General features: G+C 62.1%; 20 protein-coding genes. 2 read left to right on the top strand and 18 right to left on the bottom strand.

What is annotated here, in order from left to right; all coding sequences use genetic code 11:
- Positions 1-44: 44 nt before the first annotated feature.
- From VFO93_RS08215 to VFO93_RS08165, 11 genes are all read right to left on the bottom strand, one after another.
- Positions 45-1,097 carry a FecR family protein gene (locus tag VFO93_RS08215; RefSeq protein WP_325133875.1) on the bottom strand — a complete coding sequence of 351 codons (1,053 nt, stop codon included), beginning with the start codon at positions 1,095-1,097 and terminating at the stop codon, positions 45-47.
- 117 nt (positions 1,098-1,214) lie between these two features.
- Positions 1,215-1,826 (bottom strand): sigma-70 family RNA polymerase sigma factor, encoded by a 612-nt coding sequence (locus VFO93_RS08210; RefSeq protein ID WP_325133874.1) that lies wholly within the window; start codon positions 1,824-1,826, stop codon positions 1,215-1,217.
- A 199-nt stretch (positions 1,827-2,025) separates the two neighbouring features.
- Entirely contained in the window at positions 2,026-3,297 is a 1,272-nt protein-coding gene (ilvA, locus tag VFO93_RS08205) for a threonine ammonia-lyase IlvA (protein ID WP_325133873.1), read from the bottom strand.
- A gap of 106 nt (positions 3,298-3,403) precedes the next feature.
- A complete protein-coding gene (ilvC, locus tag VFO93_RS08200) occupies positions 3,404-4,465 on the bottom strand; it encodes a ketol-acid reductoisomerase (protein WP_325133872.1) in 1,062 nt (353 codons plus the stop codon).
- Between the two features lie 95 nt (positions 4,466-4,560).
- On the bottom strand, positions 4,561-5,166 hold the full coding sequence (gene ilvN, locus VFO93_RS08195) for an acetolactate synthase small subunit (RefSeq protein ID WP_325133871.1): 606 nt from the start codon (positions 5,164-5,166) through the stop codon (positions 4,561-4,563).
- 167 nt (positions 5,167-5,333) lie between these two features.
- Entirely contained in the window at positions 5,334-7,079 is a 1,746-nt protein-coding gene (gene ilvB, locus VFO93_RS08190) for a biosynthetic-type acetolactate synthase large subunit (protein WP_325133870.1), read from the bottom strand.
- The gene (gene ilvD, locus VFO93_RS08185) at positions 7,045-8,763 is read right to left on the bottom strand and encodes a dihydroxy-acid dehydratase (protein WP_325133869.1); all 1,719 of its coding nucleotides are present in this window, start codon (positions 8,761-8,763) and stop codon (positions 7,045-7,047) included. The genes ilvB and ilvD overlap by 35 nt, the downstream gene beginning before the upstream one ends.
- Positions 8,764-9,226: 463 nt before the next feature.
- Complete coding sequence (gene leuB / locus VFO93_RS08180) at positions 9,227-10,348, bottom strand: 3-isopropylmalate dehydrogenase (RefSeq protein ID WP_325133868.1); 1,122 nt, start codon at positions 10,346-10,348, stop codon at positions 9,227-9,229.
- A complete protein-coding gene (gene leuD / locus VFO93_RS08175) occupies positions 10,336-10,932 on the bottom strand; it encodes a 3-isopropylmalate dehydratase small subunit (protein ID WP_325133867.1) in 597 nt (198 codons plus the stop codon). Before leuD ends, leuB begins: the two co-directional genes overlap by 13 nt.
- An 86-nt stretch (positions 10,933-11,018) precedes the next feature.
- Positions 11,019-12,413, bottom strand: a complete 1,395-nt coding sequence (gene leuC / locus VFO93_RS08170; protein WP_325133866.1) for a 3-isopropylmalate dehydratase large subunit — start codon at positions 12,411-12,413, stop codon at positions 11,019-11,021.
- Positions 12,414-12,716: 303 nt separating this feature from the next.
- Positions 12,717-13,883 (bottom strand): 2-isopropylmalate synthase, encoded by a 1,167-nt coding sequence (locus VFO93_RS08165; protein ID WP_325133865.1) that lies wholly within the window; start codon positions 13,881-13,883, stop codon positions 12,717-12,719.
- 166 nt (positions 13,884-14,049) lie between these two features.
- Here VFO93_RS08165 and VFO93_RS08160 point away from each other — a divergent pair, with 166 nt between their 5' ends.
- Positions 14,050-15,594 (top strand): hypothetical protein, encoded by a 1,545-nt coding sequence (locus VFO93_RS08160; protein WP_325133864.1) that lies wholly within the window; start codon positions 14,050-14,052, stop codon positions 15,592-15,594.
- Between the two features lie 391 nt (positions 15,595-15,985).
- Here the strand turns inward: VFO93_RS08160 and VFO93_RS08155 are convergent, their stop codons facing one another.
- The 6 genes from VFO93_RS08155 to VFO93_RS08130 all read right to left on the bottom strand — a co-directional run bounded on the left by VFO93_RS08155 (position 15,986) and on the right by VFO93_RS08130 (position 22,018).
- Positions 15,986-16,660 carry a response regulator transcription factor gene (locus VFO93_RS08155; RefSeq protein ID WP_325133863.1) on the bottom strand — a complete coding sequence of 225 codons (675 nt, stop codon included), beginning with the start codon at positions 16,658-16,660 and terminating at the stop codon, positions 15,986-15,988.
- Between the two features lie 119 nt (positions 16,661-16,779).
- Positions 16,780-17,601 carry a sensor histidine kinase gene (locus VFO93_RS08150; RefSeq protein ID WP_325133862.1) on the bottom strand — a complete coding sequence of 274 codons (822 nt, stop codon included), beginning with the start codon at positions 17,599-17,601 and terminating at the stop codon, positions 16,780-16,782.
- Positions 17,562-18,242, bottom strand: coding sequence for a hypothetical protein (locus VFO93_RS08145; protein WP_325133861.1), 681 nt, complete (start codon positions 18,240-18,242; stop codon positions 17,562-17,564). The genes VFO93_RS08150 and VFO93_RS08145 overlap by 40 nt, the downstream gene beginning before the upstream one ends.
- A 75-nt stretch (positions 18,243-18,317) precedes the next feature.
- Positions 18,318-19,004, bottom strand: a complete 687-nt coding sequence (locus tag VFO93_RS08140; protein WP_325133860.1) for a hypothetical protein — start codon at positions 19,002-19,004, stop codon at positions 18,318-18,320.
- A 45-nt stretch (positions 19,005-19,049) separates the two neighbouring features.
- Complete coding sequence (locus tag VFO93_RS08135; RefSeq protein ID WP_325133859.1) at positions 19,050-19,757, bottom strand: hypothetical protein; 708 nt, start codon at positions 19,755-19,757, stop codon at positions 19,050-19,052.
- A 146-nt stretch (positions 19,758-19,903) separates the two neighbouring features.
- Positions 19,904-22,018, bottom strand: coding sequence for a glycoside hydrolase family 97 protein (locus tag VFO93_RS08130; RefSeq protein WP_325133858.1), 2,115 nt, complete (start codon positions 22,016-22,018; stop codon positions 19,904-19,906).
- 142 nt (positions 22,019-22,160) lie between these two features.
- Here VFO93_RS08130 and VFO93_RS08125 point away from each other — a divergent pair, with 142 nt between their 5' ends.
- The gene (locus VFO93_RS08125) at positions 22,161-23,645 is read left to right on the top strand and encodes a D-alanyl-D-alanine carboxypeptidase (protein WP_325133857.1); all 1,485 of its coding nucleotides are present in this window, start codon (positions 22,161-22,163) and stop codon (positions 23,643-23,645) included.
- 46 nt (positions 23,646-23,691) lie between these two features.
- Here the strand turns inward: VFO93_RS08125 and VFO93_RS08120 are convergent, their stop codons facing one another.
- On the bottom strand, positions 23,692-26,424 hold the full coding sequence (locus VFO93_RS08120; protein ID WP_325133856.1) for a DEAD/DEAH box helicase family protein: 2,733 nt from the start codon (positions 26,422-26,424) through the stop codon (positions 23,692-23,694).
- Positions 26,425-26,562: the final 138 nt, after the last annotated feature.

Here is a 26,562-nt window from a genome sequence, read left to right as displayed (position 1 = left end):
GGCGTTTAAAAGCAGCTTAAACCGTGATTGGGAGTAGGGGAGACCTAGGGCGACTTGCGAATAGTGACCTGGCTAGGAGTTTGAATAAAAGTCAGATTGTTGGCCGCGCACACGGCGCGCAGTACCACGGGTAGGGCATCGGTAGCGGCAAACTCACCCGTGAACGAGAGCCCGCGCACGGCCGCCGTATCGTAGGCCACGCGCACGTGGTAGCGCGCCCCTACCTGGGCAAACACGGTGGCGAGGTCGTCTTTTTCAAACGTGAGTCCGGTCGGGATTTCGACCGCCAGCGGCCGGGCCGGCCGGGGTGCGGGCCCAAACGTGTGCAGCCGCACCTGCCGGGTGCGGGCGTTCACGGTCAGTTCCTGGCCGGGCGTCAGGAACTGCTCGCGCATGGTGAGGTGGCTGGCCGCCGTGGCCCGCACTACTACCTTACCTTCCAGCAGCCGCACGGCTACCAGCTGGCTATCAGCAGCCTGCACCCGGAACTTAGTACCCAGCGCCGTAGTCGTAATCCCATTAGTCAGTACCGTAAAGGGATGCGCCGCATCCTTAGCTACCGCAAACAGCGCCGTGCCGCGTAGGCTGACCTCGCGCCGTGCCTGGGCGAAGGGCGGGTAGTAGGCCACCGCGCTGCCCGGCTGCAAGGTCACCACCGAGCCATCGGGTAGCGGCAGGCGCAGCAGGGTGCGGCCGGTGTTGGCGCGGCGTATCAGCGCCGGGGCGGGAGTAGCCGGGCGGGTGGCCTGGGCCAGCGGCGCGGGGCTGGCAGGCCGGTAGGCGAGGCGCAATACCGTCAGGCCCACGGCCAGCAGCACGGCCGCCGCTACGGCCCAGCGCGCCCAGTTGCGGCGGGCGCGGGGCGCAGCGGTTTCTTCGGCAGCCAGGTGCCAGCGCAGGCGCGCCCACACCCGCGCCGATTGCTCTTCGCTGAGCAGGCCGGCCGCGTCTGCTGGGTACGTGGCAAACTCACGTTCCAGGCGCTCGTGCCAGGCATCTTCGTCGGGGCCGAAAAGCGCGGCGAGCTGCTGCTTGTCGGCCGCCGTGGCGGTGCCGGCCCAAAACTTCTGAATAAGGTGCTGCGCGTCCGGTGTCATCACCCCTAAATACTCGGGGCCCTACGAAAAGGGGATGCCGGTCGGCGTTGCTAAATCGTTAGGGTAAAGTTTTTTGGGTAATGGTTTGGTAACGCGCCCGGCGAGCCAGGCAAACCGCTACCCTAGCTCCAACAGTACCAGCAGCCCCGCCACAGCCAGCGCCTGCGTGTGCGTGTGCGTGCCGCCCAGCTGTATGTACTCCCGAATAAACCGCGTCGATTGCTTCAAATAATCCCGCACCGAAGCCACCGAAATACCGGTGGCCGCCGCCACTTCCTCGGCCGACTTGCCCTCGAAGCGGCACAGCCGAAACACCGCCTGCTTGCGGGCAGGCAGGTGGGCCACGGCTTCTTCGACCAGGGCCAGCTGGGTGGTGTACAGCTCCTCGTCGCCTAGCTCGTCGGCCACGGCCAGTTCGGCCAGGTCGGTTTCGGGCTGCAGGATGGCGGCTTCGCGTAGCTTCTTTTTGAGGAAAGACGCGGCCTTGTTGTAGCTCACCACAAACAGCCAGCCGCCCGCGCCCTTGGCGGGGTCGATAGCCGTGCGGTTTTCCCAAAGGGCGATGAATACCTCTTGCAGCAAGTCCTCGGCCGCGTCGAGGTCGGGCACCATCTTGCGGATGTTGGCGTACACTGGCTGCTTGTAGCGGTGGTACAGCGCCTCGAAAGCCGCCCGCTCGCCCTGGCTGAGGGCGGTTAGCTGCGCGGCTTCAAAATCGGGGACGGCCATAATCTGCTACGGGGTAACCTGCTAAGGTAGACGGTGCTAAGCCGGTAATGCATTCACCGAAAACAGGTTGCTACCGGCCCCCAAAGGTACGAAACCCGCCTGGGATGGGCGGGTTTCGAAATTGTGAAGCGGTGGGTGGGTTGCTGCTCAATAGATATGTTCGTCATGCTGAGCGGAGTCGAAGCATGACGAACGTTATCTATACCAGCAGACTCAGAAAATCCTGCTGGCCATTCAAATACTCAAAGCCGAAGCCCTCGGCCGCCATGCGGGCCATGATGCCGGCCTCGTCGCCGTGCTGCCGCACCTCCACGCCGATGAAAACGGGGCCTTTCTCCTTGTTATTCTTCTTGATATACTGAAACTGAATGATGTCCTCGCCCTCGGCCAGTACGTTATTCACGAAGCGCCGTAGCGCGCCCGGCGCCTGGTTGAAGCGCACCATGAAGTAGTGCTTGAGGCCTTGGTGGCGCTGGGCGCGCTCCTTGATGTCCTCCATGCGGGTGATGTCGTTGTTGGAGCCGCTCACGATGCACACCACGGTTTTGCCCTTTATCTGGTCGGCGTAGGCGTGCAGGGCCGAGATGGCGAGCGTGCCGGCGGGCTCTAGTACCATACCCTCCTCGTTATACATTTTCAGCAAGTCTTCGCACACTTGGCCTTCGGGCACGAGGTGCACCTCATCAAGCAGCGCTTGGCAAATCTCAAACGTGAGCTCGCCGGGGCACTTCACGGCCGCGCCATCCACGAAGGTGTCGAGGCTGGGCAGGGCTTGCCGCTGCCCGGCGCGTAGGGCGTCGTGCATGCTGGGCGCACCTAGGGGCTGCACCCCGATAAGCTTGGTGTGCGGGCTCAACTGCCGAAACACGCTGGCCAGCCCCGAGGCCAGCCCGCCGCCGCCGATGGGCATGAAGCAAAAGTCAATTTGCGTGTCGTGGGTCGCTTTCAGAATTTCCAGCCCTACCGTGGCTTGCCCTTCCACAATGGCGAGGTCGTCAAACGGGTGCACGAAGGTGCTGCCGCGCTCGTCGCAAAACGCCTGCGCCGCGTGGTAGCAGTCATCAAACGTGCGGCCCGTGAGGTGCACCGTCACCATGTCCTTGCCGAAGAGCCGCACCTTGTCCACCTTCTGCGCGGGCGTTTGGGCGGGCATGAAAATGTCGCATTTCAGGCCCAGCAGCTGGCAGGCGTAGGCCACGCCCTGGGCGTGGTTGCCGGCGCTGGCGCACACTATTTGGCGGGCCGGTACGGTGGTCGGCAGCGTGGCAATCTTGTTATAAGCCCCCCGAATCTTGTACGAGCGCACCACCTGCAAGTCCTCGCGCTTGAGTAGCACGGTGGCGTCGTAGCTGCGCGACAGCCCTAGGTTGTGAATCAGGGGCGTTTTGGTAATGACGCCCTTGAGGCGGCGCGCCGCCTGCTCGACGTTTTCTAGGGTGACGGCAAATTCGGTGCTTAGTACCTCGTGCATAGTGCTTCGAAATGGGTGCTTAGAAGTTGGTGCCTGATACCTAGGAAAGACAGCCGCACGGGCAGTTCCTAAGCACCAGGCACCAAGCCCTAAGCAATACTAAAAATTATGCTTCTACATTCTCGCTGCTGCGCGAGCGCAGCTCGCGTACGGTGGCACCCGTGGCCCACAGCTCCGACTCGCGCACTTCCTGCAACTCGGCTTCCAGCTCTTTGCGGTAGTTCGGCGTCGAGCCGCGCTCGATGGTGCGGCGGGCTTCTTCACCACTGGCTACGCTGTCGTAGAGGTCGTTGAGTACGGGCAGAGTAGCGTCGCGGAATTTACCTTTCCAGTCTAGGGCACCGCGCTGGGCCGTTACCGAGCAGTTGGCAAACATCCAGTCCATGCCATTCTCACCTACCAGCGGTACGAGGCTCTGGGTCAGCTCTTCTACGGTTTCATTGAATGCTTCTGATGGCGAGTGACCACGCTGGCGCAGCACTTGGTACTGAGCCTCGATGATGCCAGCTAGGGCACCCATCAGCACGCCACGCTCGCCGGTGAGGTCGGAGTAAACTTCTTTCTTGAAATCAGTCTCGAACAGGTAGCCCGAACCTACGCCAATACCCATGGCGATGGCTTTTTCCCAAGCCTTGCCGCTGGCATCCTGGTACACTGCAAACGACGAGTTCAAGCCGCCACCGGCCACGAACAAGCGGCGCAGGCTGGTGCCGCTGCCCTTGGGCGCTACCAGAATTACGTCGATGTCTTGCGAGGGTACGATGCCCGTCTGGTCGTTGAAGGTGATGCCGAAGCCGTGCGAGAAGTACAGCGTCTTGCCGGGGGTGAGGTACTGCTTCAGCGTGGGCCACAGCGCAATCTGGCCGGCGTCGCTCAGCAGGTTGCAGATGATGGTGCCCTTGTCGGCCGCCTCCTCGATGCCGAATAGCGACTCGCCCGGCACCCAGCCATCCTTGAGGGCGCGCTCCCACGAAGGCGTGCCCTCGCGCTGACCTACGATTACGCGGAAGCCATTGTCGCGCATGTTCAGCGCTTGGCCGGGGCCCTGCACGCCGTAGCCGATAACGGCGATGGTCTCGTTGGCTAGAAATTCAAGGGCCTTTTGCAGCGGAAATTCGTCGCGAGTGATAACGGTTTCGGGTACGCCGCCAAAGTTGATGGTTGCCATAGTGGGGGTGAATGTTGCGCGGGCGTTGTAGTCCGCGAATGGTTGGAAAAAAGGTGTTTTTTGAAAACGCGGACTGCGAAGCCCGCGCAACTGGTTTACATCGTGAAGACCTGTTCGCGGTCGTTCAAAAACTCATTTTCGGCCACTTCCTCGCTGGGTTCGCGGCGCTCAAACTCTTGCAGCTTGCGGTGGAAGCCTTCGCTGGCCTTAATGATGGCAATGCGCGCCGAGCGCACAAACTCAATCAGGCCGTAAGGCTGCAAAGCCTTGATGAGATTGTCGGTTTCCTCGCGGTGGCCGGTGGTTTCAAACACCGTATAGTCCTTGCGAATCACCACGGCCCTAGCCCCGTTTTCGCGCAGCAGGCGCTCCACGAGTACCTTCTCGGCAATCACGTCGGTGGGCACTTTGTAGAGGGCCATCTCCTGCCAAATCACGTCGGCGTTGGTGTTGTAGTACACTTTCAGCACTTCCACCTGCTTCTCGATTTGCTTGGCTAGCTTCTCCACTACTTCCTCCGTTTCCACAATCACGATGTTGAAGCGGTGAATACCTTCAATCTCGGAAGGCGACACGTTGAGGCTCTCGATGTTGATTTTGCGGCGCGAAAAGATGATGGCAATGCGGTTGAGCAAGCCCACCTGGTTTTCGGTGTACGCGGTGATGTTGTATTCTTGGCGAGCGGCGGGGTCTTGGCTCATAATCAGTAAGTTTTAAGCGTATGAAGCGTATGTCATGCTGAGCGGAGCGCAGCGAAGTCGAAGCATCTCTACCGCTTCGTTGTTGACGTCAGGAGTTAGTTCACCGGTAGAGGTGCTTCGACTCCGCTGCGCTGCGCTCAGCATGGCTACCTTATATTAATTAGCTACTACCGCAGCCGTATCTCGGCCACGCTGCACCCCTGCGGCACCATCGGGAAGATGTTATTCTCCTTAGTCACCATCACTTCCAGCAGGAAGGAGCCAGGGTGCGCCAGCATCTTCTCCAAAGTCGGGCGCAGGTCGGCGCGGGCATCCACGCGCTGACCCGCGATGCGGTAGCCCGCGGCCACAGCCACATAGTCAGGGCTTTGGATGTCCACGAACGAGTAGCGACGCTGGTGAAACAGCTCCTGCCACTGCCGTACCATACCCAAAAACTCGTTGTTCAGGATGATGATTTTCACATCCACGCCCGTCTGCATGATGGTGCCCAACTCCTGAATGGTCATCTGCACGCCGCCGTCGCCAATCACGGCCACTACCGGCCGGTGCGGCGCGCCAAACTTGGCCCCGATAGCCGCCGGCAAAGCAAAGCCCATGGTACCTAGGCCGCCGCTCGTGACGTGGCTGCGCGACTGATTTTGCAGCGCGTAGCGGCAGGCTATCATCTGGTGCTGCCCCACATCAGACACGATAACTGCTTCGCCACCCGTGATTTCGTTGAGCTGCTGCATCACTTCGCCCATCGTCAGCTCTTCCGAGGTCGGGAATAATTCTTCCCGAATCACGGCGTCTACTTCCTGCGCGTTGTAGTCGTTGAAGCGGGCCAGCCACTCGGGGTGCTCGCGGCGCTCAATTAGCGCCGTGAGTAGGGGTAGGGTTTCCTTACAGTCGCCCCACACCGGCACGGTGGTTTTTACGTTCTTATCAATCTCGGTGGGGTCGATGTCGAGGTGCACCACCTGCGCCTGCTTGGCGTACTTGTCGAGGCGGCCGGTCACGCGGTCGTCGAAGCGCATCCCGATGGCAATCAGCACGTCGCACTCGTTGGTGAGCACGTTGGGGCCGTAGTTGCCGTGCATGCCCAGCATGCCCACATTCAGCGGGTGGCCAGTGGCCAGCGCGCCCACCCCTAGGATGGTCCAGGCCGCCGGGATGCCGCTTTTCTCCACAAATTCCTTGAACTCCTGCTCGGCCTTGCCCAGCACCACGCCCTGCCCCCAGAGGATGAACGGCCGCTTGGCACTGTTAATCAAGGCCGCCGCCTGCTCGATGTACTCCTTGCGCACCACTGGCGCGGGCCGATAGCTGCGGATGTGCGTGCAGCGCTCGTAGGCTGGCGCGTCGAAGGTCTGCATCTGCGCGTTCTTGGTGATATCCACCAATACTGGCCCGGGCCGGCCGCTGCGCGCGATGTAGAACGCCTTCGCCAGCGCCTCGGGAATCTCCTCCGCTCTCGTTACCTGGTAGTTCCACTTCGTGACGGGCGTCGTGATGTTGATGATATCCGTCTCCTGAAAGGCATCGGTGCCCAGCAAGTGCGCAAATACCTGCCCCGTAATGCACACCAGCGGCGTGCTGTCAATCATGGCATCGGCCAGCCCGGTTACGAGGTTGGTCGCACCCGGCCCGCTCGTGGCCAGCGCCACACCCACCCGGCCCGAGCTGCGCGCATAGCCCTGCGCGGCATGAATGCCGCCCTGCTCGTGGCGCACCAGCACGTGGTTGAGCTCCGGCTGAAAGTCGTAGAGCGCGTCGTAAATCGGGATGATGGCCCCGCCGGGGTAGCCAAAAATAGTGTCTACGCCCTCGGCCACCAGCGCTTGCAGCGTGGCTACTGCGCCGGTGATGGGCGTAGTCTCGGGGGCAGCGGCCGGGCTAGCGGCGGGCTGGGCTAAGGTCTGCGTTGACATAATTTTCTTCTACTAAATCGGTGATGCAGCCGTGGCTGGCGTCGCTCACGGTGCGGATGTATTTGAGAAGTACGCCCTGCTTGGCGGGCAACGGCGGGCGCTGCCAGGCAGCACGGCGGGCGGCGAGCTCGTCGTCCGAGAGCTGCACGTTGATGGTGTTCGCGGTGGCGTCGAGGATAATCCAGTCACCATCTTCTACCAGCGCCAGGCCGCCCCCGTCAAAGGCCTCGGGGCAAACGTGGCCAATCACGAAGCCGTGGGTACCGCCTGAGAAGCGTCCGTCGGTTATCAGGGCCACTTTGTCACCTAGGCCGGCGCCCATGATGGCCGAGGTCGGCTTCAGCATTTCGGGCATACCTGGCCCACCTTTCGGCCCCACGTAGCGAATCACCACTACCTGCCCGGGCTTGATTTTGTGCTCAGTAATGCCTTGGTTTAGTTCTTCTTCCGAGTTGAAGACAATGGCCGGGCCTTCAAACCGCAGGCCTTCCTTGCCGCTGATTTTGGCCACGCTGCCCTTGGTGGCGAGGTTGCCATACAGCATCTGGATGTGCCCGTCGGCCTTGATGGGCTGGTCGAGGGGGCGCAGCAGGTCTTGCTCGGCACCTAGGGGCTTCACGTCGGCCAGATTTTCGGCCAGCGTGCGGCCGGTCACGGTCATCAGGTCGCCATTCAGCAGGCCATAGTCGAGCAGGGTGCGCTGCACGGCGGGCACACCCCCAATTTTTGACAAGTCCTCCATCAGATACTTGCCGCTGGGCTTGAGGTCGGCGAGCACCGGCACGCGGTTGCTCACGGCCTGGAAGTCCTCCATCGTCAGGTGCACGCCGGCCGCGTGGGCAATGGCGATGAGGTGCAGCACGGCATTAGTCGAGCCGCCGAGCACCGTTATCACCACCATCGCGTTCTCAAATGCCTCGCGGGTTAGGATGTCGCGAGGCTTCAAGTCTAGCTCCAACAGGCGGCGCAGGTAGGCGCCCGTGTCGAGGCATTCCTGCACCTTGGCGCTGCTCTCGGCGGGCAGCGACGACGAGGCGGGCACCGTCATCCCTAGGGTCTCGATGGCGGCGGCCATGGTGTTAGCCGTGTACATGCCGCCGCAGGCGCCGGGGCCGGGGCACGCATTGTGGATGATGCCCTGGTAGTCTTCCTCCGAAATCTGCCCGTTTACCTTCTTGCCGTAGGCCTCAAAGCACGATACAATGTTGAGCTGCTGGCCCTTAAACTCGCCGCCCCGGATAGTGCCGCCGTACACCATTAGCGAAGGCCGATTCAGCCGCGCCATGGCGATGAGGGCGCCCGGCATGTTCTTATCGCAGCCCACCACCGTGGCAATGGCGTCGTAGTAGTGCGCACCGGCCATGGCCTCAATCGAGTCGGCGATAATCTCCCGCGACACCAGCGAAAAGCGCATCCCGGCGTTGCCGTTCGTGATGCCGTCGCTCACGCCGATGGTATTGAAGCGCAGCCCCACCAGCCCCTGGGCGGCCACGCCGCGCTTCACCTCGTCGGCCAGGCCATCGAGGTGCATGTTGCAGGTGTTGCCCTCGAAGCCCGTGGAGCAGATGCCCACAAACGGCTTACGCAAATCCGCATCCGACAGGCCCGCGCCGATGAGCATGGCCTGCGAGGCGGGCAAGCTGTCGTCTTGGGTATAGATGCGGCTGAATTTATTGAGTGACATGGTATTAGTGCTTGGTGCGTGGTGCCCGTTACCGAGGCGTTGGCGGTGGTTTGGCCCTAAAAAAACCTTCCTGGCTGCGGGCTAGGAAGGTTTTCTTTGGCGTAAGAAGTCCTGGCTAGCCCGCGAGGGTAGAAATAATGACCACGGAAATGACGGGTAGCAGGCGCGGGTGCATGAGGCAGATTAGTGAAAAAGCGGGCATAAAAAAAGCCATCCTGGGATGAGGATGGCTGGCAGCAGTCAGGTGGTTACCCTAGCAGCATAGCATCCTCGTTCCCCGTGAAATAATCACGGCGACGACGCTAATAATATGGAACAGCTGGGCTTGCATGATGCAAACGTACAGCTAGTTGCGGGCTTTTTCACTAAAGTGAGCGTTTTTTATTGAAAAATGTTGCGCGGACTTTGTAGTCCGCGACGGTTAAGGGCGCTCGCCACGCGGACTACAAAGTCCGCGCAACAGCTAGATAATCGTGCTTACGCCCACCGCGATGTTGTGAGCGTTCCATTGCTGCTCGTTCGAGTCGGCAATCCAGAAGGCCACGTAGCTGCCCACTTGCTCGGTGGTATAGGGCGCAGTGGGGTTGAGCTCGGGCGTCAGAATCTGGTTGGTAAGCGCCTCATCCACAGCTTCGCGCACTAGCTCGGCTTCTTCGGGCAGGCCCACGTGGTCGAGCAGCATGGCGGCTGAAAGGATGGCCGCCAGCGGGTTGGCAATGCCCTTGCCTTTAGCCTGGGGGTAGGAGCCGTGTATGGGCTCAAACACCGCCACTTCGGCGCCTACTGAGGCCGAAGGGAGCAGGCCCATTGAGCCGGCAATAACCGAGGCTTCGTCCGAAATGATGTCGCCGAACATATTCTCGGTCAACATCACGTCAAACTGCTTGGGGTTGATGATAATTTGCATCGCAGCGTTGTCTACAAATAAGTAGTCAACGGCCACTTCGGGGTAGCTAGGCGCAATTTCTTGCACCACCTCGCGCCACAAGCGCGACGTTTCCAGCACGTTGGCCTTGTCTACCAGCGTCAGGTGCTTGCGGCGGCTATTGGCTGACTGAAACGCGAGGTGCGCGATGCGCTCAATCTCGGCGCGCGAATACGTGCAGTTATCGTAAGCCGAGCCGTCTTCGGCGCGGCCCTTCCCGCCGAAGTAGATGCCGCCCGTCAACTCCCGGAAAATCACGAGGTCGGTGCCTTCGATGCGGTCAGCTTTCAGCGGCGAGTGCTTCAGTAGCGCCTTATAGGCCGTCACGGGGCGGATATTGGCAAACAAGCCCAGCTCTTTGCGCATCTTCAGCAGGCCCTGCTCGGGGCGCACCTTAGCGGTGGGGTCGTTGTCGTACTTGGGGTCGCCGATGGCGCCGAACAGCACCGCGTCGGAGGCGCGGCAGGCGGCCAAGGTTTCGTCGGGCAGCGGGTTGCCGGTAGCGTCGATGGCGCAAGCGCCCACTAGGTGCGAGGTAAACTCAAAGCGGTGGCCGAAGCGCTCGGCTACGGCGTCGAGCACTTTCACGGCCTGCCGACAGACTTCCGGCCCGATGCCATCACCAGGCAGTAAAGCTATTTTCTTGGTTACCATGTCCATGCGCGTTGTTGTTCGTAGGCCTCGATGGCCGATTTTTGATTTACTAAAAAGTCGATGTCGTCGTAGCCATTAATCAGACATTCCTTTTTGTAGGGGTCGATGGCGAAGCTGAACGTTTCGCCCCAGGCTGGCACAGCCAGCGTCTGGGCGGGCAGGTCCACGACGAGCTCTAGGGTAGGGTCGGCCTCAATGGCAGCTAGCAAGCGCGCCAGTACTTCGTCGCTCACTTGCAGCGGCAGTAGACCCGTATTCAGCGCATTACCCCGAAAAATATCGGCGAAGTAGCTCGAAATAACAGTGCGAAAACCAGCGTCGTACAGCGCCCAAGCGGCGTGCTCGCGGCTAGAGCCGCAGCCGAAGTTTTTGCCGGCTACCAGAATCTGGCCGCTGTAGCGCGGGTCGTTCAGCACAAAGTCAGCCTTGGGCGAGCCGTCGGGGTTGTAGCGCCAGTCGCGAAACAGATTTTCGCCAAAGCCCTCGCGGGTAGTTGCCTTCAGAAACCGGGCCGGAATAATCTGGTCGGTATCAATGTTTTCCAGCGGCAGCGGCCGGCCGGTAGTGTGCAGGGTTTGAAATTTTTCCATGCTTGGTGCCTAGTGCTTGGTGCCTAGTGCTTGGTGCTTGGTGCTTGGCAAATTCTAACCACCAAGCACTGTGCACTAAGTACTAATCAGTTCAAATACTGCGTAATGTCAACGATGCGGCCCTGCACGGCCGTAATGGCGGCTACCAGCGGCGAGGCCAGCAGCGTGCGCGAGCCTGGGCCTTGGCGACCCTCGAAATTGCGGTTAGAGGTAGCCACGCAGTACTTGCCGGCCGGGATTTTGTCCTCGTTCATGGCCAGGCAAGCGCTGCAACCAGGCTCGCGTAGCTCAAAGCCCGCTTCGGCCAGAATCTTGTCGATGCCCTCCGCAATGGCTTGCTGTTCTACCTGCTTAGAGCCCGGCACGATGATGGCCTCCACGTGCCCAGCCTTGTGCTTGCCTTGCACGTAGGCAGCTACCGTGCGCAAATCTTCAATGCGCGAGTTGGTGCAGCTGCCGATGAATACGTAGTCGATTTGCTTACCTAGGAGCGACTCGCCGCGCTCGAAGCCCATGTACTTCAATGACTTGTCGAAGCTTTCGGCTTCGGCCTCAGGCACCTGGCTGGGCACGTGGCCGGTGAGCGGAATGCCCATGCCGGGGTTAGTGCCGTAGGTAATCATGGGCGTGATGTCGGCTGCGTCGTACACAAACTCGGCGTCGAATACCGCGTCCTCGTCCGAATACAGCGTTTCCCAGTAGCCCACGGCATCATTCCAGGCTTGGCCCTTCGGTGCAAAAGGCCGACCCTCGACGTAGGCAAACGTGGTAGCATCGGGGGCGATGAGGCCGCCGCGGGCGCCCATCTCGATGCTCATGTTGCAGACCGTCATGCGGCCTTCCATGCTGAGGCCGCGCACCGCACTGCCCGCGTATTCCACGAAATAGCCAGTAGCGCCGCCCGTACCGAGCTGCGCGATGATATAGAGAATCAAGTCCTTGGCCGTAACGCCGGGCCGTAACTCCCCTTCTACCGCTACGCGCATCCGCTTGGGGCGCGTGAGCAGCAGGCACTGCGAGGCCATCACCTGGGCTACTTGGCTGGTGCCGATGCCGAAGGCCACCGCGCCAAACGCGCCGTGGGTGCTGGTGTGGCTGTCGCCGCACACCATCGTGAGGCCCGGCTGGGTTAAACCCAGCTCCGGCCCGATAACGTGCACAATACCCTGACGCTGATGACCTAGGCCGTATAATTCAATGCCATATTTCTGGCAGTTATCGGTCAGCTTATCTACCTGCGAACGCGAAAGCGGCTCCGCGATGGGGAGGTGCTGGTTGAGAGTCGGCACGTTGTGGTCGGCCGTGGCAATAATCTGGTTGGGGCGAAATAGCTCTAGGCCGCGCGCGGCGATTTCATCAAACGCCTGGGGGCTAGTTACTTCGTGAATCAGGTGGCGGTCGATGTACACCACGTCTTGCCCGCTCGCGATGGAGCGAACGACGTGGGCATCCCATATTTTATCAACTAATGTGCGCGGCATGGGTTTAGGTATAATCGTTTTTTACGTTTGTCATGCTGAGCGGAGCGCAGCGGAGTCGAAGCATCTCTGTCGCTTCATCCAAACCGTTCGACGGGGCGGTAGAGATGCTTCGACAAGCTCAGCATGACAAACGTCTTTTAGCAGATAAGTAATAAAAAAAGCCAAGGAAACGAAGCAACAGGGGGAAGTTTTGGTCGTGTCAACGAGTGTGAAAGAATGGCGTTATTGGGTTGTTAACCCGACCCCCTGACTTCCCTGCTCCCACCCACTGGCAGCACCTGCCACCCCGTTTCCTTAGCCCGCTTAGCCGATGGCTACTAGTTTTTCTTGTTCGATAAGGATGTGTAAGTCAGTGTCAACCACTTCGCGCTGGCGGTCAGCGAGCTGCAAGAAGCTGGCGTAGGCCGCGTTCAGGGCCGGGCGCTCTAGGTTGTAGCCGAGCTTTTGGAGGCGGTAGGCCAGCGCAGCGCGGCCCGAGCGGGCCGTGAGTACGATAGTCGAATCGATGGCGCCAACCTCTTTGGGGTCGATAATTTCGTAGGTTTCGCGGCACTTAATGACGCCATCCTGGTGGATGCCGCTGCTGTGCGCGAAGGCGTTGGCGCCCACAATAGCCTTGTTGGCTTGCACGGGCATGCTCATGAGGTGCGACACGAGGGCCGAGGTTTCGGTGAGCAGGCGGGTATTTACGTCGGTGTAGAGGTTCAGCGTGGGGTGCTGGCGCATAATCATCACTACCTCTTCGAGCGAGGTGTTGCCAGCGCGCTCGCCCACGCCGTTGATGGTGCACTCTATTTGCCGGGCCCCGTTGCTCACACCCGCGATGGAATTGGCCGTGGCCAGCCCTAGGTCGTTGTGGCAGTGGGTGGAAAGAATGGCCCGGTCAATACCCTTTACATTCTCGTACAGGTACTTAATCTTGGCACCGTACTCGTGAGGCAGGCAGTAGCCGGTGGTGTCGGGGATGTTGAGCACAGTGGCCCCGGCGGCAATCACGGCCTCGCACACACGAGCCAAAAACTCGTTGTCGGTGCGGCCGGCATCTTCGGCATAAAACTCGACGTCTTCGACGAAGCTCTTGGCGAGTTTCACGGCGGCCACGGCGCGCGCTACTACGTCTTCGCGGGTGGTGCGCAGCTTCTGCTGCACGTGCAGGTCGCTAGTGCCGATGCCGGTGTGGATGCGCGGGCGGCGAGCCGAGCGCAGGGCATCGGCGGCCACGCGAATGTCGTTCTCCACGGCGCGGGTAAGGCCGCACACCGTAGCTTCGGTAGTTTGGGCCGCGATGGCCGCCACGGCGGCGAAGTCGCCAGGGCTCGACACTGGGAAGCCGGCCTCGATGACATCGACCCCCAGCGCTTCGAGCTGCCGGGCAATAACCAGCTTCTCCTGTTGGTTTAGCTTGCAGCCCGGCACCTGTTCGCCGTCGCGGAGGGTAGTGTCGAAAATCTGAATTTTTTGCGTCGCCATAGGAGTAAAAACCCGCCGGGGCGGGTGCAGCTTTGTTATTGCGCTGCAAGTACCAGGATTTTTCGACGGGCAAAAAACATTTTTTAGTGATTTCTATTATTTCCAAGCGGATAGCTTATTTTGATAATAGTATAATAATCAGTAGTTTATACGGTTGTATTTTACAATGCCAAACAGAGCCAGCGACCCGGTTTTTCAGCTGATAAAATCCCTGACGCAGTCCGAAAAGCGCCATTTTCGCCTGTTCACCAACCGCCAGGGCTCGACCGAGGGCCTGAAATTCTTGCAGCTTTTCGACGCCTTCGACGCCCAGGAAACCCTCGACGAGGAGCGCGTACTCGCCCAGGTGCCCACGCTCAAGCGCGCCCAGCTCGCCAACCTCAAGGCCAACCTCTACCGGCAGCTGCTGGCTAGCCTGCGCCTCTACCACGCCGGCCAAAATCTTGATATTCAGCTGCACGAGCAGCTCGACTACGCCCGCGTGCTCTACAACAAGGGCTTCTACCAGCAGGCCCTGCGCATGCTGGCCAAGGTGAAGCTGGCCGCTCAGCAGGCCGAGCTGCCGCACGTGGCGCTGCTGGCCATTGATTTTGAAAAGCTTATCGAGTCGCAGTACATCACGCGCAGCTTGCAGGGCCGGGCCGAGTCGCTGGCGGCCGAGGCCACGGCTACGGCCGCCCACCTGGGCCAGCAGCACGCCTTGTCTAATGCTTCGCTACGGCTCTACGGGCTGTACCTGCAAGCCGGGCACGCCCGAAATCAGGCTGACCACGAGCGATTTACGGCGTACTTCCGGGCGCACGTGCCGGCGACGCTGGGGCGGGCCAGCGGCTTTTGGGAGAAGCTCTATTTCTACCAGGCGCAGGTGTGGTACCACACCATCAACCAGGATTTTCGGGCCTGCTACCGCTACGCGCAGAAGTGGGTCGACTTGTTTGAGTTGCAGCCGGCGCTTCAGGAAAGCCAGACGATGCTCTACATCAAGGGCTTGCACAATCTGCTGGCGGCGCTGTTCAACATGCAGTACTACAGCAAGTTCATGGAGGTGCTGCGCAAGCTGGAAGACTTTTCGGCCAGCCAGACGCGCCGCGCCACGCCTAACACCGAGGCCCTGCTGTTTCAGTACATCTGGACCAACCGCATCAACGCCTGCTTTCTGGAGGCGCGCTTTACCGAGGGCGTGGAGATGGTGCCCGAGCTGCTGGAGCAGCTCGGCGAATACAAGTCGCAGCTCGACCTGCACCGCACGCTGGTCTTCTACTATAAAATTGCCTGCCTCTACTTTGGCAGCGGCCAGTATAAGCAGGCCATCAAGTACTTAAACCGCATCATAGACCAAAAGGAGCAGGGCTTGCGCGAGGACTTGCAGTGTTTCGCGCGCATCCTCAACCTGGTGGCGCACTACGAGGCCGGCCAGGATGCCGAGCTAGAGCATCAGGTGCGCTCGGTGTACCAGTTTTTGGGCAAGATGAACGACCAGCAGCCGATGCAGGTGGCGGTGTTTCGCTTCCTGCGGCGGGTGGGCAGCGTGGCCCCCGGCCAGCTGCGCGACGAGTTTAGCAAGCTGAAAGCCCGGCTCGAAGAGATTGCCGCGCAGCCCTACGAGCGGCGGCCATTTCTGTATTTCGACATCATTTCGTGGCTCGAAAGCAAGCTTTCGGGCCGCTCGGTGCAGGACGTGATGCAGCAGAAATTCTTGACGATGAAGTAGGCTTGATGAGCGGCGTGGGCAGCAACCCCCCTTTTTAGCAGTTGCAAAACCCTTAAGAAACAGCTGGCCCCGCCTGGTAGTGCGGCCGAAGGGCGAACTAACAGGCGGGGCTACCGGGGGCTAAGCTTGTTTTTGCAGAAACCGGACGAGCCGGCAGAAGAGTGAAGCTTGTTTTGCAGCGGCTGGGCAGGCCAGTATAGAGGGGTAGGAAATACCAGGGGCGGAAAGGCTAAGTTTGGGGGTAGCTCAGAAAGTGGACAACAGCGGCACCCGGCACGACCAGGCATTTGCTCTGCAAAGGTGGAGCGGGGCAATAGGCTGGTTTTAGCGTAGAAATACCCGTTTTTCTGACCCCCGTAGAAATACGGGGGTACCCCCTTTCTTCTGTCGTTTAGCCGTCGAGCAGGCCGTGGCGCACGGCGTACACGCCGAGGCTGGCTACGTTGGGCGAGCCCGTTTTTTCGAGCAGGCGCTGGCGGTGCCCGTCCACGGTGCGGCTGCTCAGAAAGAGGTCTTCGGCGATTTCGGCCGTAGTGCGGCCCTCGCAGATGAGGCGCAGCACGTCGAGCTCGCGCTTGGTAAAGTGCACTTCCTCAGTGAGCAGCAGGCTGGTGGCGGGCTGGCGGGTGGGGTGCTGCACGCCGCGCACCAGCGCCCGCGACACGCGCTCGCTGAAGTAGTGGCCGGTCGTGAGCACGGCTTGCAGGGCCTGGGTCAGCTCCGCCTGGTTTACGTCTTTGGGCAGGTAGCTGCGGGCCCCGAGCTTCATCATCTGGGTGATGAACTTGTCGGCCGAGAACATCGAGAGTACGATGATTTTGAGGTCGGGAAACTCGGCCAGCAGGCGCTCGGCCACCTCGGGGCCGTCCATGCCGGGCATTTGCAGGTCGAGGAGCAGCACGTCGGGCAGGCGCTGGCGGCACAGCGCCAGCAGCTCGGCATACGCGCCGGCTTCCACTACCGACTCTACGAAGGGTAGCGATTGTAAAATGTAGCGCATGCCCTGCCTGAACAACGGGTGGTCGTCGAGCAAGGCTATCTGAACCGGAAAATCAACTGTAGCCATGTTGCAAAGGTCGCCTGCCCGTGTCTCAAACGGCCCGGCAGGGGCCGTGGGGTAATGCAGACTTAACAGTACGGGAACGCAGCGGCGCGGGTAGAGGAGCTACGCGCCAGCCCGCGCTGCTACGCGGCGGCCAGCGCCGGCACTTCTACCAGCGTGCGCAACCCCTGGCCGGGCTCCGACTCCTGGCGCAGGCGGGCGTGCAGCATCTGCACGCGCACATCGATGCTGCGCAGGCCCGCGCCCTTGATGAGCGCCGGGCCCTCGGGGCCCGAGGTGGGGGCCAGGCCGCAGCCGTCGTCTTCGACCACCAGCGTGAGCAAGGGGCCGCGCTGGCGCAGCAGTACATCGAGGCGGGTGGCGCCCTTGGCGTGCTTCAGGGCGTTGTGTATCAGCTCCTGGCAAATGCGGTAGAGGGCCAGCTCCTGGGCCAGGGGCAGCGGCTGTGGGTAGTCTACCTCCAGCTCCACGTCGAGGGCCCCGGTTTCGTTGCTCACGTCTACCAGGTGCTGGAGGGCTTCGGCGAGGCCGTAGCGCGAGAGCACGGCCGGAAACAAGCTGTGCGAAATGCTGCGCACGTCGTGCACGGCGGTGCCCATCAGCTCGTTGACCATGCCAAACAGGCCGGCGTCTTCGGCATCGGCGGTGGGCTGGCTGTTGGTTTCGAGGCGGCCCATGAGCAGGCGGGTCGTGGCCAGCGTGGCCCCGATACCATCGTGCAGGTCGCGCCCGATGCGCTCGCGCTCGTGCTCCTGGGCTTCAATCACGGCGGCCAGCAGCTGGCGCTGGTACTCGGCCTCGGCCTCGCGCAGGCGCAATTGCTGCTGGAGCAGGCGCTTTTGGTACGTGACCACAAACAGCACCAGCGCGCCGCCCACCAGCAGCAGCAGCCCGATGCCGATAATCAGGAGCTTAAAGAATTCGTTTTCGGCGGGCGCATCCATAAAGCCAGGCTGTAGCAGCCGTAAAGAAAAAGAAGAAAGCAAGGCCGCACCACCGCCAGCACCAGCCGCTGCAGCTCCACCGAGTAGTGCGCCAGCAGGTAGTTGCTGAACAGCATAATCAGCAAATCGCCCAGCACGAACACCAGCAGCCCCACCGACACCCAAAAGAACGGGTCGCGCTGCGGGTGCGCGACGTGCAGCTCGCGCAGCAGCTTCCAAAAATACAGCGCGGCCAGGGCGAATTGCAGCAAATCGGCCGTAATCTGGAAGGTGGTGGGGTAGTGCACGCGGTGAAACTCCACCCAGCTCGTCCACAGCGCATACCCGCTGAACACGGCCACCACCCACGGCATCACCCGCCCGAAGGTGGCCGACTTGAGCGCCGCCCGGTAGGCCAGCGCCAGCAGCCCAACCTCCCCAATCGCGATGAGGGGAAACAGAAACAGGTTGGAGGGCAGGTGCAGGATGCGATGCAGGGTCATGACGGTGAGCTCCATCACCACGTCGAAGGCGGCCAGCAGCGCTAGGTAGCGCTGCGCCTGGGGCAGCCGCCGGTAGCGGGCCAGGCCAATAGTGGCCGCCACCAGCACTAGCCCTACTGCCAGGTAGCCGGCAATGGACGCAAGCAGGTTGATGCTCATTAGGAAGAAGTAGGCAGCGGGCAGGTTCGCCGCTACCCCTACGTACCTGGCATACTGCTTTCTGGCCCCGCCCGTTTAGGTTAGCTGGGCCGGGCCCGCATTGGCGGGTGCCGGGCGCGCCCACAGCACTAGCATGTAGGCGAGGTAGAGGATTAGATTGGTACCACCACGAACGCCCCAAAAAACTATTTTTTGTAGCTGTGCAGTGCAGTAGGTCAGTAGGTAATGGCTGAATAGATTAATCATCATATTTGCTAAACTATACGTCATTAAAGCTACAGACAACCAGAAGAAGGGGTCGCGGTATAAATGTTGCACACGCAGCTCATTGAGCAGCTTCTGGAAATAAAGGCCTGCCAAGCCTATCTGTGCTAAGGCAACAAGTATTTCCAGGCTGATAACGTAGGTCGTAACCGTAGAAAAGAGTGGGCTATTAAGCAAGGCGTACAGGCAAAAGAAACCCAGTAGCCACGGCACTATCCGGTTGAAAACTGCCGACTGAAGTACCTGCCGGTACAGCAGGATTTGAAGCACTATCTCCCCCGCCGCGATAAACGGGAACATGAACAGGTTGTTCTTAAAGCCAAATACATTCACTAATAGCCAAAGAGTTATCTCCATCGTGGCGTCGAAGCATACCAGCAGCGCCAGCCAGCGTAGGCTGGGCGGCAGCCGGCGATAGCGTACTAGCCCCAGCAGGCCGGCCGCTATTTCTAGCCCGGTAATAAACGAAACCAGATAATTCAGATAAGCATCGAGCATACTATAAAGGCAGGCTGGTTGAAGAGGCTGGCGGCAAAATGCAGCCTAGTGATTGGGCGGGCACGCCTGCATTCCATCATAGTAGTCGTCGCCAGTCGGCAGCCCCTCGATGCTGCCCTGCGTGCGGCTGCCGAGCGCGCCGATGTACACGACCAGGTCTGCGGTCGGCTCGGGGTCTTGGATGAGGCTGAGGTTGAGAAACAGCGTTTTATTGGTATAGGGCGGGGCCATTGCCAATGGGTCCTGGAAGGTGCTTACCTCAAAATTACCGCCTTGCAGCGGGCCGCTGTCGGTGGTGAAGATGCCGGTGGTAAAGTCCTGGGGCATCGTGTTTGCCCAGTCGCTGAGCCAGCGCACGGCCTCGGCCCGCGGTAGCTGGGTGCTGGGGCCCGGCGCGGGCTCCACGGTTTGGGTGGTGGTGGCCGGGGCCGGCGTCGGGATGTAGTAGGGCGTCAGCGGCTCGCTGGTGTCTTTGGCCGGCGTGTCGGCGGCAAACAGCGCCACGCTGAAGCGCGACCCGCTCGCCGGGCTGGGCATCAGCAGAAAGCGCGCCTTGATGCTGCGTACCCCCGGGGCCGTGACCAGCGCCACTACCTGGTCGAGCGAGAAATTCAGAAAATTCAGGCGCGCGCCGCCCGGCGCCTCAAAGGCCTGCTCCAAGGCTGTGGCGTCGCCACTGTCGATGAGCGCGGCCCAAGCGGCCGTGTACTGGTCGTACTGCTCGGGCGTAATAAAATCAGGGTATTCAGACATATAAAAAATTAATTGCTTGTAGCCGCCAAATGTACTAGGCTATCCTGCTATTTTTATAGCCCGAGCGGCAGTAAATCGATGGGCCGATGCGCCTGGGTCTAAAGCGCGCAGAAGCTGCGCTGCCCCACCGGCACCCAGGCCAGTGGCTACTGCTTGGCGGCCACCGGCTTGAAGCTGACGGCCGCGCCGCCGCCCGGCGCCAGCCGCAGCGTGAGCTTCGACTTATTGGTCACGACCTGCCGAGTAATCTGGTAGCTGGCCGGGTTGCGCTGCCAGTCGGCATCCGGGCCATCGGCGTAGATGATGGCCTCGTAGCGGCGGCCGGGCGTGAGGAAATCGAGCTTCACGGGCTGCTGGCGGGCGCTTTCGTTGGTGATGCTGCCCAGGTACCACTCATCACGGCCCTTGGCTTGTCGCACGGTGGTGAGGTAGTCGCCCGGCTCGGCAGCGAGGATGTGCGTGTCGTCCCAGTCCGTCGGCACGTCCTTGATAAACTGAAAGGCGTCGAGGTGCGCCTCGTAGTTTTCGGGCAAGTCGGCGGCCATTTGCAGCGGCGAGTACAGCGTCACGTACAAGGCCAGCTGCTTGGCCAGCGTGGTGTGTACCTGGCGCTTGGGGTCGCTGGCGCTGTAGCCTTGCAGCCGGAAGATGCCGGGCGTGTAGTCCATCGGCCCGCCCATGAGGCGGGTGAAGGGCAGGATGGTTTCGTGGGCGGGCGGACTGCCGGTGCTGAAGGCGTTGTACTCGTTGCCGCGGCCGGCCTCGCTGGCCAGCCAGTTGGGGTAGGTGCGCGAAAGGCCGGTGGGGCGCACGGCCTCGTGCATATCCACGGTTACGTGGTGCTTGGCCGCCATTTCGGCCACCCGCACGTAGTGGTTGCTCATCCACTGCCCGTCGTGGTGCTCGCCGCGCGGGATGATGCGGCCCACGTAGCCGGTTTTCACCGAGGAGTAGCCGTAGTGGTTCATGAAGGCGTAGGCCGTGTCGAGGTGCTGCTCGTAGTTGGTGGCCGCGCCGCTGGTTTCGTGGTGCATGATGAGGCTCACGTTCTTGCTTTTAGCATAAGCACTAAGGCCGGCCACGTCGAAGTCGGGGTAGGGCGTCACGAAGTCAAACACCCGCTCTTTCCAGTTGCCAAACCAGTCTTCCCAGCCCACGTTCCAGCCTTCTACCAGCACGCCGCCCAGGCCGTGTTGCGCCGCAAAATCGATGTAGCGCTTCACATTCTGCGTATTGGCCCCGTGCCGGCCGGTGGGGAGGAGGCGCCCCCGCGCGTCGAGCGTGTCGAGGCTTTCGGCGTATTTCCAGTCGCTGCGGCCGACCTGCATTTCCCACCACACGCCCACGAATTTCATGGGCTTTATCCAGCCCGTATCGACAATTTTGCTGGGCTCATTTAAATTGAGAATGAGCTTGGACGCCAGAATGTCGGTCGCCTTATCACTCACGATTATCGTGCGCCAGGGCGTGCTGGCCGGCGCGTGCCAGAAGGCTTTGCTACCCACCGCGTCGGGCACCAGCCGGGCGGTGAGGCGGTGGCTGGCCCGGTCCACGTGCAGCTGCATGGCCGGGTAGTCGACCTGCGCCGCCTCGTGGATGTTGACGTACAGGCCGTTATCAGCCTTGAGCATGAGCGGCGTGGCCACGCCCTGCGCGTCGGGCGCGACGCGCACGGCTATCTCGGTCGAGTTTTTCACCTGCGCCGAATTGTCGACCGCGCTCAGGCGCGACTTCGTGTAGAGGTACTCGTTGGTGTCGTAGTCGGCGGGCAGCCAGAAGGCCTGGTGGTCGGCGGGCAGCGCAAACTCGGTGAGCTCGTCCGTCACCACGCAGTTGCCGAGCGCCAGCTGGCGCGGCAGCTCGTAGCGAAAGCCCACGCCATCGGCAAACACCCGAAACACGACATCGACGCGGCGGCCGGGCGCGGCGGGCTGCCGCAGGTGCACCGTCAGCTGCTGGTAGTGGTTGCGGATGGTCTTGACTTCGCCCAGCACCGGCTGCCAGGTTTCATCCACGTCTTTCACCTCGCTGCCCGTCAGCGTCAGCGGCCCGTCGAAGCCCTGCTTATCCTGAAAAACCAAGCCCAGGCGCGAGGTATTTACCACGGGCTTGGTGCCGTAGGTGACGGCGTAGGTGGGCCGCCCGTCGGCGCTTAGGGCAAAGGTCAGCTTTACTTTATCGAGGTGCGCGGTGAGGGGCGCTGGGGTTTGCGCAGCGGCCTGGTGGCCAGCCAGCAGCAGTAGCAATAGGTATTTTTTCATGTGGAAAACGGAAAGCCGGCCCCGCGCGCGGCGGCCGAAAGGAAGGGTAGAGTAAGCGCAAAGGTACCGGCCGCCCGGCGCGCCCGCCCGTAAAAAGCCCTGCCCGGCCGCCTGCGCCGGGGTTTCTGCTTAAGTTGCGCCCGTGCCTGCTTTTTCGCTTTCCGCTCTTTCCCAGCGCCGGCCGCGGCGCTTTGCCGCGCTGCTGCCGCTGGCGCTGCTCTCGCTCACCACCGCCTGCGGCCAAAACCCGCCCGCTACCGCGCCCGCGCCGCCCGGCCTCGTGCGCGACTCGGCCACCGGCCGCGCCGACTTGCCCTGGCTGCGCCAGCAGCTCGATAGCTCGGCCACGCTGCGCCGCCAGATGGTAGGCGTGGCCCTGGCCGATGCCGCCACCGGCGAGGCGCTGTTTGGCTACAACGAGGCGCGCTACTTCACGCCGGCCAGCACCATGAAGCTGCTCAGCCTCTACGCCGGCCTCACGCTGCTGCCCGACTCGCTGCCCAGTTTGCGCTACTTCTCGCGGGGCGATACGCTGTTTTTCCAGGGCACCGGCGACCCCACCCTGCTGCACGGCGACGTGCCCTCGCGCCGGGCCTACACCTTCCTGGCCCAGCGGCCCGAGAAGCTGCTGGCTTACTGCGACATCGCTACCGTGCCCGCCTACGGGCCGGGCTGGACCTGGGACGATTTCAACTACTACTTTCAGCCCGAGCGCACGGCGTTTCCGCTGTATGGCAACACGGTGCGCTTCTACGCGGCGGCCCCGGCGCTAGTGCGGCCCCGGCCGGGCGCACCGGCCCAGGCGCTGCCGCAGCGGGTGCGGGTGTACCCGCGGGCGTTTGCGCCGCTCACCGAGCGGGCGGGGGTTGATTTTCGCCTCTCGCCCGACCAGGACGACGACATGCACGTGTTTCGGGCGCAGCTCGAAAACCGCTTTACCTACCGCCCAGGGGTTAAAAAGTGGATAGACGAGGTGCCCTACCGCACCAGCCGGCAGCTGTTTTTGCGGCTGCTCGGCGACACGCTGCGCCGCGCCATCGTGGGCACGGCGTGGCGCCCGCGCCCCGGCCGCGACAGCATCCGCACCTTGCGCGGGCTGCGCGCCGACTCGCTCTACCGCCGTATGCTGCGCGTGAGCGACAATTTCCTGGCCGAGCAATTACTACTGATGACCAGCACGCAGGTGGGCTACCGCGACTCCTTGAGCGGGGCGCGGGCCATTCGCTACCTGCTCCGAAACCAGCTGCGCGACCTGCCCGACCGCCCCGACTGGGTCGATGGCTCGGGGCTGTCGCGGCTGAATTTGCTGACGCCGCGCGCCCTCACGGCGCTGCTGGTGCGCCTGCACCGGCAGGTGCCCGAGCCGCGCCTGCTGGGCTTGCTGGCGGCCGGCGGTGGCCAGGGCACCCTGCGCAAGCGCTACTTCGAGGCCGGCCCGCCCAGGCTGCCGTGGCTGTGGGGCAAAACCGGCACCCTCACCCACACCTGCAACCTGGCGGGCTACGTGCGCTGCCGCAGCGGCCGGCTGGTGGCCGTCACGTTCTTCAACAACGGCATTCCGGGTAGCGACCAGGCCACCCGCAACGCCATGGAGCGCCTGCTGCGCGAGGTGCGTGAGCGGCTGTGAGGCCGCGCGCGCTTTCACTTGGGTTGCAAAAGAAGCGCCGCTCGGGCTACCCGATGTCCTTCAGGTTGGCGGCTACCTCGTAGGCTACGCCCAGCGGCTCCAGCACGGCAAAGTGCTCGGTGCCGCAGGCTATTTTCAGCTCTTCCTTGCCGCGCAGTGTCTGTGGGTCGATGGGCTCGGCCTGACCGGCGCTGCCCTTGGTTTCGACCACGAAGTAAATGCGCTGGTCGCCGCGCAGCACCAGGGCCCAGTCGGGGCGGTAGCTGCCCAGCGGCGTCGGGATGAGGAAATTGCGCGGCAGCTTCACGTAGAACTCGACGCGCTCGGCCGCGTCGCAGCTGGCGGCAAAGTGGCGCTCGGTGGCGCTGTCGACGGGCACGTAGTTGTAAAGCGTGCGCTCGGGGCGCTGCACTTCGTAGAGGTTGCGGGCGTACTGCGCTAGTTCTTCGTCCTCGAAAAGGCGCATCTCGTATTCCTGCCCACCCAGCTGCTCGTACTTGATGCCCGCTACTTGCAGGCGTTGCAGCGTGCGCCGGATGGCCCGCACCACGTTGTCGAGAAACAGCTGCGGGTTGATGAGCAGCTCCTCGGCCCGGCCCGACTGCCGGAGAATCTGGTAGATGGTGGGCCGGGTAATATCGACGCGGCTTTGCAGGTAGCCGTACACGTCGGGCACGGCGTAAGCCGCCGTATTGAGTGTGATTTGCGCCTCGGCCGCCAGCATACCCGCAATGCCCTCATCGGTGTAGCTCAGGCGGGCCTTGCGGGCTTGCAGCTGCGGGGCGTGGGTGGGCGGCGTACGGTGCCGGTCGCGCAGCTCGGCCACGGCCCCGGCTATCAGCTCCTCGGTTTTGAACTCGACGCGGTAGCGCGTGCGGTGCTTGATGCGCTCCCAGAGCGCGAAAAACGCCGGGTGATTTTCGGGCGTCAGCTCCTTCGTCAGGCGCAGCTGGCGGCGCTCGGCCGCGTCGCGGGTGCGGCCGGCGAAGGCCACGCCGGTTTCGTCCTGGATTTCGCGCTGCAAAGCCGCCGAAAAGTCTTCGTAGCTTTCATTGGCAATGACGGTCAGGATGTTGAGCGCCTTATCCTGCACGCGTTGGCCGCTGGCATCGACGGGCAGGCGCAGTCCCCGGCCGATTTCCTGGCGCTTCTTCACGTCGCTCTGCGTCTCGTTGAGGGTGCAGATTTGGAAGACGTTCGGGTTGTCCCAGCCTTCGCGCAGCGCCGAGTGCGAAAAGATAAATTGCAGCGGTTCGTCCTGGCTTAGCAGGCGCTCTTTATCGCGCATTATCAGGGCGTAGGTGTCGCGGTCGAGGGCCGTGTCGCCGCGCGTGTCCTTGCCGGCCGGGCTGGCCTTGTCTTGCGAAAAGTAGCCGTCGTGCACCTGCGCGGCGGGGTAGGGGATGAGGCCGGCGTATTCTTTTTTAGCGGCGTACTGCGCAAAAATCTCCTCAAACCACTCGGCAAACCGGCCGGGCCGACGCTCTTTGCTCGCGGGGTCGTAGAGCCGGTAGCTGGCCACGCGGTCCACAAAAAACAGCGACAGCACCTTGAGGCCTTTGGGCTTGAGGCGCTTGAGCTTTTCGAAGTGCCACTTGATGGTGCGCTCGAGCTGGTAGCGCAGCACGGCCTCGGTGAGGCCGCCCACGTCCTGGCCCGCCACTACGCGCAGGCCGTTTGAAAACGTAACGCTGCCTTCCTCGGGGTCTAGCTCATTCACAATGAAGCCCTCGCGGTAGATGTCGCGCTGCTTGCTCAGGGCGTAGAGGTCGCTGCCCAGGCCGGCGCTCACTTCCTTCTGTTTCACGCCGCCTTTCTCATTGGCGTAGAGGAGCAGCCGGGCCTTGTGCGCCGTTTTGCCCTGCTCGATGCGGCGCACCCGCACAAAGGCCGCGTTGTAGTTGCCATCGGCCGTAATGCCGTCTACCTCAATCTGTTTTACCAGCCCCAGGTCGTAGGCCTGCACCGGGTTCAGCGAGTACACGAGGTTGTAAAACGCCTTGTGCGTGGCCGAATAGCGCAGCGTGGCCAGTGGGCGCAGCTCGGCCAGGGCGGCCTTGCGGGCGTCGGTTTCCAGGTTCTGGGGCTCGTCGACCACCACGATGGGGCGCGTGGCTTGCAGGTACTCGATGGGCCGCACGCCCGTTTCACGGGTTTTGTTGATGAGGTTGCTGTCTTTGGCAAACGAGTCGATGTTGATGACCAGAATCTGCAAGGCGTCGCTCACCGCAAAGCTGCGCAGCGCGGCCGGGTTGCCGCTGTCGTACACCGCGTACTGCACCGGCGGGTAGCCAAAATGCGCCTGAAAGTGCTCGTGCGTGATAGCCAGCGACTTCCACACGCCCTCCCGGATGGCTACGCTCGGCACCACAATCACAAACTTGCGGAAGCCATACGTGCGGTGCAGCTCGTAGATGGTGCGCAAATACACGTAGGTTTTGCCGGTGCCGGTTTCCATCTCCACCGTCAGGTTGAGGGGCAGGCTGTCGGCGTCGGTTTCGCCCGCCGCGTTCTTAAACACGCAGGGCACCAGCTCGGTAGCCAGCGGCAGCCCCCGCGCCGCCTGCCCGGCCCGGATGTTGTCGAGCAGTTGCGCCTCGGCCAGCACCAGCCGGTTAGCAATGCCTTTCTCAGTAAACGCCAGCGAGCCGGCCGCCGCGCCGGCGCTCACGGCCACTTCGAGCGGCCCCTGGCTCAGGGGCTGGCCTTCAAAGGCATCGACCACGGCCTGCACGGCCGCTTTCTGGTAGTCCTGCTCGGCGTCAAATTGGAGTTTCATAATTAGGATATCCAGCTATCGTTTAACCCCACCCCCGGCCCCTCCCCTCCGGGAGAGGGGAGCCGACCGTAAACTGACGTTAGCAAACATCTTTCGGTCGTCGGGCTCCCCTCTCCCGGAGGGGAGGGGCCGGGGTAA

The sequence above is a fragment of the Hymenobacter sp. genome (genome assembly GCF_035709525.1).
Taxonomy (GTDB): Bacteria; Bacteroidota; Bacteroidia; order Cytophagales; family Hymenobacteraceae; genus Hymenobacter.
Note: the sequence above shows the minus strand (reverse complement) of the source record. Positions and strands in the feature narration are given on the sequence as shown.